The sequence below is a fragment of the Sinorhizobium sp. 22678 genome (assembly GCF_052044265.1).
Taxonomy (GTDB): domain Bacteria; phylum Pseudomonadota; class Alphaproteobacteria; order Rhizobiales; family Rhizobiaceae; genus Sinorhizobium; species Sinorhizobium meliloti_A.
Window position 1 is genome coordinate 256133 of the sequence record NZ_JBQEMS010000003.1, and the last position, 11213, is coordinate 267345.

At 63.9% G+C, this 11213-nt stretch carries 8 protein-coding genes and 1 pseudogene; 8 read left to right on the forward strand and 1 reads right to left on the reverse strand.

The window, feature by feature from the left end; genetic code table 11:
• The first annotated feature begins 5 nt into the window (after positions 1 to 5).
• Genes ACTJKL_RS06755 through ACTJKL_RS06765 form a run of 3 tightly spaced genes read left to right on the forward strand, consistent with a single transcriptional unit; the run spans position 6 to position 4174 of the window.
• Positions 6 to 2270 carry a glycoside hydrolase family 2 protein gene (locus ACTJKL_RS06755; RefSeq protein ID WP_440852510.1) on the forward strand — a complete coding sequence of 755 codons (2265 nt, stop codon included), beginning with the start codon at positions 6 to 8 and terminating at the stop codon, positions 2268 to 2270.
• Entirely contained in the window at positions 2267 to 3337 is a 1071-nt protein-coding gene (locus ACTJKL_RS06760; RefSeq protein WP_100671064.1) for an ABC transporter ATP-binding protein, read from the forward strand. Before ACTJKL_RS06755 ends, ACTJKL_RS06760 begins: the two co-directional genes overlap by 4 nt.
• Before the next feature lie 60 nt (positions 3338 to 3397).
• The gene (locus ACTJKL_RS06765; RefSeq protein ID WP_440852511.1) at positions 3398 to 4174 is read left to right on the forward strand and encodes a pyrroline-5-carboxylate reductase; all 777 of its coding nucleotides are present in this window, start codon (positions 3398 to 3400) and stop codon (positions 4172 to 4174) included.
• 6 nt (positions 4175 to 4180) lie between these two features.
• On the opposite strand, the pseudogene ACTJKL_RS06770 reads toward ACTJKL_RS06765, so the two are convergent.
• Positions 4181 to 5086, reverse strand: a pseudogene (locus tag ACTJKL_RS06770) (LysR family transcriptional regulator).
• A 114-nt stretch (positions 5087 to 5200) separates the two neighbouring features.
• Between ACTJKL_RS06770 and ACTJKL_RS06775 the strand changes: the two are divergent.
• The 5 genes from ACTJKL_RS06775 (at position 5201) to ACTJKL_RS06795 (ending at position 11186) form a co-directional block, all read left to right on the forward strand.
• Complete coding sequence (locus ACTJKL_RS06775; RefSeq protein WP_411923046.1) at positions 5201 to 5812, forward strand: glutathione S-transferase family protein; 612 nt, start codon at positions 5201 to 5203, stop codon at positions 5810 to 5812.
• A 241-nt stretch (positions 5813 to 6053) separates the two neighbouring features.
• A complete protein-coding gene (locus ACTJKL_RS06780; protein ID WP_440852512.1) occupies positions 6054 to 7007 on the forward strand; it encodes a flavin-nucleotide-binding protein in 954 nt (317 codons plus the stop codon).
• A gap of 155 nt (positions 7008 to 7162) precedes the next feature.
• Positions 7163 to 9280 carry a catalase gene (gene katE / locus ACTJKL_RS06785; RefSeq protein WP_440852513.1) on the forward strand — a complete coding sequence of 706 codons (2118 nt, stop codon included), beginning with the start codon at positions 7163 to 7165 and terminating at the stop codon, positions 9278 to 9280.
• Between the two features lie 25 nt (positions 9281 to 9305).
• Positions 9306 to 10385, forward strand: a complete 1080-nt coding sequence (locus tag ACTJKL_RS06790) for an ATP-dependent DNA ligase (protein WP_411933158.1) — start codon at positions 9306 to 9308, stop codon at positions 10383 to 10385.
• Positions 10386 to 10406: 21 nt separating this feature from the next.
• The gene (locus ACTJKL_RS06795) at positions 10407 to 11186 is read left to right on the forward strand and encodes a ZIP family metal transporter (protein ID WP_338282155.1); all 780 of its coding nucleotides are present in this window, start codon (positions 10407 to 10409) and stop codon (positions 11184 to 11186) included.
• Positions 11187 to 11213 lie beyond the last annotated feature (27 nt).

Genomic DNA, 11213 nt, shown 5'->3' on the forward strand with positions numbered 1-11213 from the left:
CGATGATGCGCTCTGTTACTTCCTTCAATAATTCGTGGATCTTCTCCGAAGGCTTCGACGCCGCCGACGCCGGAACGCTCCGGGCGGGTCAGCCGATCAGCCTGCCGCACAACGCCGTCGAACTGCCGTTCAACTATTTCGACGAGACATGCTACCAGCGCGCCTTCACCTACCAGAAGGTGCTTGCCTGGCGCCCGGACTTCTCCGGCCGGGAGGTCTCGCTCGTCTTCGACGCGGCAATGGCCGATGCGGTCGTCTATCTCAACGGCGAAGAGATCTTGGCGCATAAGGACGGCTACACGCCTTTCGAGGCACGCCTGACGGACAGGCTCCTGGAAGGCGACAATCTCATCACGGTGAAGATCGACGGCAGCGAGAATCCGGAGATCCCGCCTTTCGGCGGCCGGATCGACTATCTGACCTATGCCGGCATCTATCGCGACGTCTGGCTGAAGGTCACCGATCCGGTTTCGATCGCCAATATCAAGATCGAAACCCGCGACGTGCTCTCCGACCACAAGGCCGTTTCCGTCCGGTGCGACCTTTCCAATCCGCAAGGGTTGCCCTTCTCGGGTACGGTCTCGGCGCTCCTCAAGAATGCGGCGGGCGAAGTGCTGGCCGAGGTCGCCGGCGAAACCGCCGGCGAGAGCCTCACCCTTGAGATGGATGGCCTGAAAGGCCTATCGCTCTGGGACATCGACGATCCGGTGCTGTACGAGATCGAAGCCGAGCTCCGGACCCGCCAGGGCTCCGACCGCCTGGCCTCGCATTTCGGTTTTCGCATGGCGGAGTTTACGACCGCAGGCTTCCGGCTCAACGGCCGCCCGCTGAAGATCCGGGGGCTGAACCGTCATCAGGCCTTCCCCTATGTCGGCTACGCCATGGGGCGCACCGCCCAGGAGCGCGACGCCGAGATCATGAAGCACAGGCTTCACTGCAATCTCGTGCGCACCTCGCATTACCCGCAGTCGAAATGGTTCCTCGACCATTGCGACCGCATCGGGCTCCTCGTCTTCGAGGAAATTCCCGGCTGGCAGCACATCGGCGGGGAGGAATGGAAACAGGAGGCGATCCGCAATGTCCGGCGCATGATCGAGCGCGACTGGAACCATCCGTCGATCGTCATCTGGGGTGTGCGCATCAACGAGTCACAGGATTCGCACGACTTCTATGCCGAGACCAATCGCCTCGCCCGCGAGCTCGACCCGACACGGCAGACGGGCGGCGTGCGATACATTACCGACAGCGAATTTCTGGAAGACGTCTACACGATGAACGACTTCATCCTCGGCAACGAGGAGCTGCCCGGCTCGAACCGGCCGCGCACGGCGCTTCGCCCGCAACAGGAGTGCACCGGGCTTGCCCGCAAGGTGCCCTATCTCATCACCGAATTCGGCGGGCACATGTATCCGACGAAGATCTATGACCAGGAGCAGCGCCAGGCCGAACATGTTCGCCGGCATCTGGAAGTGCTGAATGCGGCTTATGGCGATCCCGGCATTTCCGGTGCGATCGGCTGGTGCATGTTCGACTACAACACCCACAAGGATTTCGGCTCCGGGGACCGGATCTGCTATCACGGCGTCATGGACATGTTCCGCGAACCGAAATTCGCGGCTTATGTCTATGCCAGCCAGTGCGATCCCTCCGAGGAAGTCGTGATGAAGCCGGTGACCTTCTGGGCGCGCGGCGAGCGCAATATCGGCGGCGTGCTGCCCTTGATCGTGCTGACGAATTGCGACGAGGTCGAATTGAAATACGGCTCGCTTTCCAAGCGCGTCGGCCCGGATCGCGAGAATTTCCCGCACCTGCCGCATCCGCCGGTCGTCATCGACCACCGCCACTTCACCAAGGACGAGCTCGGAGTCTGGGGCATGAAGTGGGAAAGCGCGGAATTTACCGGCTTCGTCGCCGGCAAGCCGGTCGCCGATCTCCGCATGGCCGCCGATCCCGTGCCTACGACGCTTCACGTCGAGGCGGATAGCAAGACGCTGCGTGCGGAGGGCCGCGACAGCGTTCGCGTCATCCTGCGCGCGCTCGACCAGGCCGGCAACGTCCTGCCCTTCCTGAACGATGCAGTCGACGTCGAGGTTCATGGTCCGGCGCGGCTGGTCGGACCGGCCCGCCTCGTCCTTCAGGGCGGTTCCGCCGGTTTCTGGCTGGAGTCCACGGGCCCCGCCGGCGCCGTCGTCGTCTCGGTCGCTTCGACGCGGCTCGGCGCGGCGAAGCTCGAGCTCGTCGCCCTGGCGGAAGGAGCGGCGAGCGCATGAGCCAACTCCAACTCAGCGATGTCCGTAAATCCTATGGTGGCCTCGAGGTCATCAAGGGTGTCGATCTCGACATAAAATCCGGCGAGTTCGTCGTTTTCGTCGGACCTTCCGGCTGCGGCAAGTCCACGCTGCTCCGGATGATCGCCGGGCTTGAGGAGATCACCTCCGGCGACCTGACGATCGACGATAGCCGAATGAACGATGTCGATCCGTCCAAGCGCGGGATCGCCATGGTGTTCCAGTCCTATGCGCTTTATCCGCATATGACGGTGCGCGAGAATATGGGTTTTGCGCTCCGCTTCGCCGGTGTCCCCAGGGCCGAGATCGAGAAGAGGGTGAACGAGGCCGCCCATATCCTGGAACTCGGGGCGCTGCTCGACCGCAAACCGAAGCAGCTTTCGGGCGGCCAGCGCCAGCGCGTGGCGATCGGCCGGGCGATCGTCCGCCATCCGAAGATCTTCCTGTTCGACGAGCCGCTTTCCAACCTCGATGCGGAGCTGCGCGTGCATATGCGCATCGAGATCGCACGGCTGCACAAGCAGCTCGCCACCACCATCGTCTACGTGACGCATGATCAGGTCGAGGCCATGACGCTCGCCGACAAGATCGTCGTCATGCGCGCCGGCGTGGTCGAACAGGTGGGCTCGCCCCTCGATCTCTATGACGACCCGGCCAACCTCTTCGTCGCCGGCTTCATCGGGTCGCCGAAGATGAATTTCCTGAAGGGCGTGATCGAAATCGACCAGGACCGAGCCTATGCGCGCCTGCCGGATCATGGAGACGCGAAGATCCCCGTCACCCTGCAGGCGGCGGCGGGAACTGCGGTGACGATCGGCATCCGGCCCGAGCATTTCAATGAAGACGGTCCTGCAGGGCTAGCCCTCACGATCGACATGCTGGAACATCTCGGCGGAGAGACCTTCGCCTATGCCCGCCACGGCAACGGCGAGCTCATCGTGGTCGAAACGAAGAACGGCCGCGGACTCAAGGCCGGTGACCGCCTGACGGCCCGCTTCGATCCGGTTTCGGTTCTGGTGTTCGACGGAGAGGGAAAACGGCTGCGTTAGTGACGCAATTTCCCGGAATCGTTCTAATGTCGCCGGTACGAATCAAGGGAGTGAACAGCGATGCGTATTGGCTTCATCGGCACCGGCGCCATCACCGAAGCGATGGTGACGGGCATCGTCGGTTCCGGGCTCGACGCCGCCGGGATCCTCGTCTCCCCGCGCAACCGGGAAATTGCTGCCCGGCTTGCCGGCCGCTTCCCGCTCGTGCGGATCGCCAAGGACAATCAGGAAACGGTGGACGCGGCCGACGTGCTGTTCCTCGCCGTCCGTCCTCAAATCGCCGAGGACGTGATCCCCAAGCTCAAATTCCGCAAGGGTCAGAAGGTCGTCAGCGTCATTGCCGCTACCGATCGTTCCACGCTTCTCGGCTGGATCAGCGAGGAGGTGGAGCTCACCCAGGCAATCCCCCTGCCCTTCGTCGCCGAGCGCGAGGGCGTGACGGCGATCTATCCACCGAACCGCGCCGTTGCCGCGATCTTTGCGGCACTCGGAACGGCGGTCGAATGCGAGACCAAGGAGGAATATGACCTGCTTGCCGTCGGAAGCGCTCTGATGGCGACCTATCTCGGCATTCTCGACCGGACGACCGGCTGGTTCGCCGAAAAGGGTCTCGACCGCGACAAGGCACGCGCCTATATCGCGCCGCTCTTCGCCAGTCTCTCCCAGAGGGCGGTCAGGGACGAGGGGACGCCGCTCGAAGAACTCGCCCGCGAATTTTCGACCGCCGGCGGATTGAACGAGCAGGTTTTGACGGACTTCGACCGCGGCGGCGGCCACCGGGCGCTGACGGATGCGCTCGAACGCGTGCTGCTGCGGGTGCGCGGCGACGACCGGTAGAGGTCTTCAAAGCTCGGTGCCAAGACCCGCGTGGCGACGAAAACGCCCGGCGGCGAAGTCCACGAAGGCGCGCACCCTTGCAGAGACCATGCGGCCTTCCGCATGCACGATGTGGATCGGCACCGGCTCGCGCTCGTGGTCGGCAAGGACGACCTTGAGCCTGCCGGCTCTCACGTCGGGTGCCACCTGGTAGGACTGAAACCGCGACAATCCCCAGCCCGCCAAAGCGGCGGAGAGGACAGCGTCATTGGTGTTGCAGATGAGACGAGGGCTGATCGGAACGCGGATGCTGTTGTCGCGTCCGAAGAGCCATTCCGAGTGGCCGAAGAGGCCCTCTCACCCGATGATGCGATGACGGGCAAGCTCCCGCGGGCTGCCCGGCTCGCCGAAGCGGGTGAAATAATCCGGCGAGCCGCAAAGCACTTGCCGGACCGAGCCGATCCGGCGCGCAACGAGCCCGGAGGGCGGGAGCGAGGCAATGCGGATCGCCACATCCAGGCCCTCGTCGACCAGATTGGTCACGCGGTCGACGAAGACGGTCTTGACCTGCATTGCCGGATAGTGATCGAGGAAGTCGAGGATGACGGGGAGCACGTGGATGCGCCCGAAGAGCGCGGGCGCCGTTACCGTGAGCAACCCTGCAGGTGCGGTGAAGCTGCCCGCCGCATTGGCTTCCGCCTCTGCGATCTCCCCGAGGATACGCCGGCAATCGGCCACGTAACCTTCGCCCGCCGCAGTCAGTTTCAGCGAGCGCGTGGTACGCACCAGAAGCCGTGTCCCGATCAGGTCCTCCAGCTTCGCCACCGCCCGGGTGACCGATGGCGGGCTCATATGCAGCACCTTGGCGGCCGCCGCGAAGCCGCCGCTTTCCACCACCTCCACGAAGGTCCGCATCGCCTGCCAGCGATCCATCGAATGCTCCTCGATTATTTCATCAAGTGAAACTGTCTAGTGCGTCTATCGGAGCTTATCAACTCCGCGGATAACAATCATCTTGGTGTCGTTCCATCATTCAACGAGGCCGACATGAAACTCTATCATCATCCCCTCTCCGGCCACGCGCACCGCGCCCGCTTGTTCCTCTCGCTGCTCGATATCGAGCATGAGCTGGTGGTCGTCGATTTCGCCAGGGGAGAGCACAAGCAAGCGGATTTCCTGAAGCTCAATTCCTTCGGTCAGGTCCCGGTGCTCGACGACGGCGGCACGATCGTCTCGGACTCAAGCGCCATTCTCGTCTATCTGGCAAAGAAGACCGGCCGCACGGACTGGCTGCCGGAAGATGCCGCCGGGGCGGCTGCCGTTCAGCGCTGGCTTTCGGTGGCTGCCGGCCAGATCGCCCATGGCCCGGCCCAGGCGCGGCTCATCAACGTGTTCAAGGCGCCCTACCGGCCGGAAGAGGTGATCCCTCGTTCGCATGCGATCCTGGCGCTGATCGAGCAGGAGCTCAAAGGCAGAGGCTGGATTGCCGCCGACCGGCCGACGATCGCCGATGTCGCGCTCTACAGCTACGTGGCGCGCGCCCCCGAAGGCGACGTCGATCTCCAGCCCTATCCGGAGATCCGCGGCTGGCTCGCCCGCATCGAGGCATTGCCGGGCTTCGTCGAGTTCGCAAAGACGCCGGTGGGGTTGGCGGCTTAGCGAGCGTTATGACGACGTCCGCTTGCGGGAAGCCATCTCGCACGGCACGTGCTTTTAAGCGTATCGAAGGACTGCAACCACCCTCTTCCCTGTGCTTGTCGCAGGGATGAGAGCAGCGCCGCGTCTGCGGTGCGAGGAGTCCTTCAGACCGGTGACTTGGCCTGCTGGGTTCCTGTGACAGACACAGGAATGAGGGAGTTTGGGCCGGGGGCGGATGTTATCGCCGCGAACAAGCCCAGAGATGCCCAACATTCACGCAACCAAGGAAACAATCGTTATGGAGGCTCCCATCCTCGCACATTCGCCCTGGCATGAGGGTGAAATCGCCCTGCAGAAGAGGCTGGGTGTGGAAACGCGCATGGACGAGATCGGACGCCGCGTCATGCGCGACCACCTGATCGACCAGCACCGGGAATTCTATCCCCTTCTGCCGATGGTCGTGCTGGGCTCGGTCGATCGCGGCGACGCCTGGGCGACGCTCAGGGCGGGCGAACCCGGCTTCCTCCACGCGCCGGACGAAAAAAGGCTTACCGTCGAGCTCCCGCGGGAGCCGACGGACCCCGCCGAGGCGGGCATGGAGGACGGCGCTCCCCTCGCCCTGCTCGGAATCGATCTCGGCACCCGCCGGCGCAACCGGCTGAACGGCACGCTTAAGCGGCATGCCCGCGGTTTCGATCTCGGCGTCGACCAGAGCTTCGGCAACTGTCCGAAATACATCCAGCTCCGCCAGGTCCGTTTCGTGCGCGACCCTTCCGTGCCGCCTTCGGTACCGCCCGTTTCCAGCTTCGGGCTCGACGCCGCCGCGCGTGCTCTGGTGGCGCAGGCGGACACGTTCTTCGTCGCAACCTTTGCCGATCTCGCCGGCGGCCGGCAGATCGACGTCTCCCATCGCGGCGGCCACGCCGGATTCGTGCATGTCGGCGAAGACGGTTGGCTGGTGATCCCGGATTTCGTCGGCAACCGCTTCTTCAACACGCTCGGCAACATCGCGCTCAATCCGCGCGCCGGGCTCACTTTCCCGGACTTCTCCACGGGCGGCCTCCTGCAGATGACCGGCGAGGCCGAGCTCCTGTCCGAAGCTCCGGACGGCGTGCCTCTCGACGGCGCCGAGCGCTATTGGCGTTTCCGTCCGCGCCGCAGCGTATGGCGGGCCGACGCTCTACCTGTTCGCTACGACCTTGCCGGAGCGGGATGAGGATAGTGCGTGCGGTTTTCCGCCCGCATCCCGCTCCACCTCTCGGAATGGGCGATAGCAGCAGGCCGGATGCCCGGGTAATTTTTGCGTGCAGGGGAACCAACCTCCCTCGCCAAGGTTTCGTGCCCATCCGCCCCCGACCAAGGAGTGCTGCCATGGCCAAGAAACCCTCTGCGCCGAACAATACGAAACCGGCCACCATTCATGACCAGAAAGCGACACGCGGCAACGGTGGAGAACTTCACCAGATCGCCGAAGGCGACACGCCCGTCCTGACGACGGCTCAGGGCGGCCCCGTCGCCGACGACCAGAACAGTCTTCGCGCCGGCGAACGCGGCCCGACGCTCATCGAGGATTTCCACTTCCGCGAGAAGATCTTCCACTTCGATCACGAACGCATTCCCGAGCGCGTCGTGCATGCCCGCGGCTACGGCGTGCACGGCTTCTTCGAAACCTACGAGTCGCTTGCAGCCTACACCCGGGCGGATCTGTTCCAGCGACCGGGCGAACGAACCCCTGTCTTCGTGCGGTTCTCGACGGTCGCCGGAAGCAAGGGCTCGTTCGACCTCGCCCGCGACGTTCGCGGTTTCGCGGTCAAAATCTACACAAAGGAGGGCAATTGGGACCTCGTCGGCAACAACATCCCGGTGTTCTTCATCCAGGACGCGATCAAGTTCCCCGACGTCATACACTCGGTAAAGCCCGAACCGGACCGGGAATTTCCCCAGGCGCAGTCCGCGCATGACAATTTCTGGGACTTCATCAGCCTGACGCCGGAAAGCATGCACATGGTCATGTGGGTCATGTCGGACCGGGCGATCCCACGCTCCTTCCGGTTCATGGAAGGCTTCGGCGTCCACACCTTCCGTTTCGTCAATGCCAAGGACGAGTCCACCTTCGTCAAATTCCATTGGAAGCCCAAGCTCGGTCTCCAGTCGGTCGTCTGGAACGAGGCCGTGAAGATCAATGGCGCCGATCCTGATTTCCACAGGCGCGATATGTGGCAAGCCATCCAGTCCGGCAACTTCCCGGAATGGGAACTGCATGTGCAGCTTTTCGATCAGGACTTCGCCGACAAGTTCGATTTCGACATTCTCGATCCGACCAAGATCATCCCGGAGGAAGTGCTGCCGACGAAGCCTATCGGCCGGCTGGTACTCGATCGCATGCCGGAGAATTTCTTCGCCGAAACCGAGCAGGTCGCCTTCATGACGCAGAACGTGCCGCCCGGCATCGACTTCAGCGACGATCCGTTGCTGCAGGGGCGCAACTTCTCCTATCTCGACACGCAGCTGAAGCGGCTCGGCAGCCCGAACTTCACCCATCTTCCGATTAACGCGCCGAAATGTCCCTTCCAGCACTTTCAGCAGGACGGCCACATGGCCATGCGCAACCCGGTCGGACGCGTGAACTACCAGCCCAATTCCTGGGGCGAGGGTCCGCGCGAGTCGCCCATGAAAGGCTTCCGCCATTTTCCTTCCGAGGAGCAGGGCCCGAAGCTGCGCATCCGCGCCGAGAGCTTTGCCGACCATTACAGCCAGGCCCGTCAGTTCTTTATCAGCCAGACGCCGCCCGAGCAGCGCCACATCGCCGATGCCCTGACCTTCGAATTGAGCAAGGTGGAGACGCCGGTGATCCGCGAACGAATGGTCGCGCATCTTCTCAATATCGATGAAACGTTGGGGAAAAAGGTCGGCCACGCCCTCGGCCTGGAGACGATGCCGAAACCGGCGGATGCGGCCGTTGCCACCCGCCAGGACCTCGACCCCTCGCCGGCCCTCAGCATCATCCAGCGTGGGCCGAAGCGTTTCGAGGGCCGCAAGCTCGGAATATTGGCGACGGACGGCGCGGACGCCGCGCTTCTCGACGCCCTGATAGCGGCTGTCGAGAAGGAGAAGGCGGTCTTCGAGCTGATCGCGCCGAAAGTCGGCGGCTTTACCGCCTCCGACGGAAAGCGCATCGCCGCCCACCAGATGCTCGACGGCGGCCCGTCGGTACTCTACGACGCGGTGGTCCTGCTTCCTTCCGCAGAGGCCGTCGCGGATCTGATCGACGTCGCTACCGCGCGCGATTTCGTGGCCGACGCCTTCGCCCATTGCAAATATATCGGCTATGCCGGCGCCGCCGTTCCCCTTCTCGAGAGGGCCGGCATTGCGGAGCTGCTCGATGAGGGAACGATCGAACTCACCGACGCTGCGAGTGCGGCCGCCTTCCTCAAGGAGCTCGGCAAGTTGCGCGTCTGGGGAAGAGAGCCCTCGGTCAAGCTGAAATAGGCCGACGGTTTAGACGGAGTGGACGATGGCGTCGCCCGCACATGGAAAGCCGACGAAGAAGGCCGCTCCGTCAAGCGCGGCGAAGAAGGCGGGGAGCTTTCCCCTGCCCGTCAGCACGGCGCCGATGGAAGCCCGTTCCGCGACCGGGCTTCCGGGCGGCGACGCATGGCAGTACGAGCCGAAGTGGGACGGCTTTCGCTGCCTTGCGTTCAAGTCCGGCGAGGACGTCGACATAAGGGCGAAATCCGGCAAGCCGCTCGGGCGTTTCTTCCCCGAGATCCTCGCCCTGCTGCGCCGACTGGAGCCGGACATGTTCGTCCTCGACGGCGAACTGGTGATCGAGGTCGACGGGCGCCTTTCCTTCGACGCCCTTCAGATGCGCCTGCATCCTGCGGCAAGCCGCGTGCAGAAGCTCTCGCGGGAAACGCCGGCCAAACTCATCCTGTTCGACATGCTGGCCGGCACCGACGGAACGGTCCTGACCGGCCAGTCCCTGACAGCACGGCGTGCCCGGCTCGAAACATTCGCCAAAGACAACGCGGTTGCGGAGATGCTCGAGCTTTCGCCCTTCACGCTCGACGTTAAGGAGGCCGAGAGGTGGCTCACCTCATGGCAGGCGGGTGCCACCGACGGGGTCGTCGCAAAGCGGCGCGACGGCGCGTATGAATGCGGCGAAAGGGCAATGGTGAAGGTCAAGCGGCTGAAGACGGCCGACTGCGTCGTCGGCGGCTTCCGCTACGAGCGCGACAGCTCTTTGGTCGGCTCGCTTCTGCTCGGCCTTTACGACACCGAGGGACTGCTGAACCATGTGGGCTTTACCGCGACGATCTCGGACAAGGAGCGGCCTGCCCTGACGCGCCAGCTCGAAGCTTTGCAGGAGCCGCCGGGCTTCACCGGCAAGGCACCGGGCGGGCCCAGCCGCTGGAGCAGCGAGCGCAGCGGCGAATGGCAGCCGGTTCGGCCGGAACTGGTCGTCGAAGTCCGGTTCGACCATGTCAGCAACCGGCGCTTCCGCCACGGTACGAAACTCATGCGCTGGCGGCCGGACAAGGACCCGCGCCAATGTACCTATGAGCAGATCGTACGTCCTGAAGGCTCGCCTTGAAAACCGAGGATCCGGGCAGCGATGAGCAATGATCTCCTGATCATCCTGGGAATCGCGGCGGCGGCGGCCGTCGCATCGCCCCTGGGCGGCCTGGCGGCGATCTCGCTCAGGCCGTCGAGCCTCGTGCTCTCGATCGCGGTCGGCTTCGCGGCCGGCGTCCTCATGGGCACCTTCGCTTTCGAGATGATGCCCACCTCCATGGAACTTGCGGGTCTTCCGCTTGCCGTTGCCGGATTTCTGCTCGGGCTGGGACTCGTCTATATTCTCGACCTCTACGTCAACCGATGGAAAATGGCCGGGCCGGAGGCGGACCAAAAGGCCGAGGTCGATCAGTTGCACCGGAGGCGCAGGCCGCGCGGGAGCAATGTCGCGGTGCTCGCCGGCGGCACGAGTGCGGAAGAGCTGATCGAAGGCATGACGATCGGCGTCGGCGCCACCTTCGAGCCGAAGGTGGCGCTTGTCGTGGGCCTCGCCATCTGCATCGATAATTTCAGCGAAGGAATGAGCATCGGCGAATTGACGCTCGACGAGGAGCGGAAGAACGCGAAGCGCCGGACGCTCGGATGGACCTCCGTCATCGGCCTCTCCCTTTTCGTGTCCGCCGTTGCAGGGTGGTTCCTGCTGAAAGGCCTGGTCCAGCCGGTCACCGGTTTTCTCTTCGCGACGGGAGCGGGCGGGATGTTCTACCTGACGATTACCGACCTCGTGCCGGAAGCGGAGTCGCATCAATTCCAGCAGTCTTCGGCGATCGCCAACGCCGCCGGCTTCCTGCTCGTCATGGTGCTTGCCCAGATGAGCTGATTGGACCACCGCGTCTTGAGGCGCGTC

Coding starts and splice junctions, on each gene's coding strand:
- ACTJKL_RS06755 (WP_440852510.1), top strand. CDS start 6: ATGCGCTCTGTTACTTCCTTCAATAATTCGTGGATCTTCTCCGAAGGC.
- ACTJKL_RS06760 (WP_100671064.1), top strand. CDS start 2,267: ATGAGCCAACTCCAACTCAGCGATGTCCGTAAATCCTATGGTGGCCTC.
- ACTJKL_RS06765 (WP_440852511.1), top strand. CDS start 3,398: ATGCGTATTGGCTTCATCGGCACCGGCGCCATCACCGAAGCGATGGTG.
- ACTJKL_RS06775 (WP_411923046.1), top strand. CDS start 5,201: ATGAAACTCTATCATCATCCCCTCTCCGGCCACGCGCACCGCGCCCGC.
- ACTJKL_RS06780 (WP_440852512.1), top strand. CDS start 6,054: ATGCCCAACATTCACGCAACCAAGGAAACAATCGTTATGGAGGCTCCC.
- katE (WP_440852513.1), top strand. CDS start 7,163: ATGGCCAAGAAACCCTCTGCGCCGAACAATACGAAACCGGCCACCATT.
- ACTJKL_RS06790 (WP_411933158.1), top strand. CDS start 9,306: ATGGCGTCGCCCGCACATGGAAAGCCGACGAAGAAGGCCGCTCCGTCA.
- ACTJKL_RS06795 (WP_338282155.1), top strand. CDS start 10,407: ATGAGCAATGATCTCCTGATCATCCTGGGAATCGCGGCGGCGGCGGCC.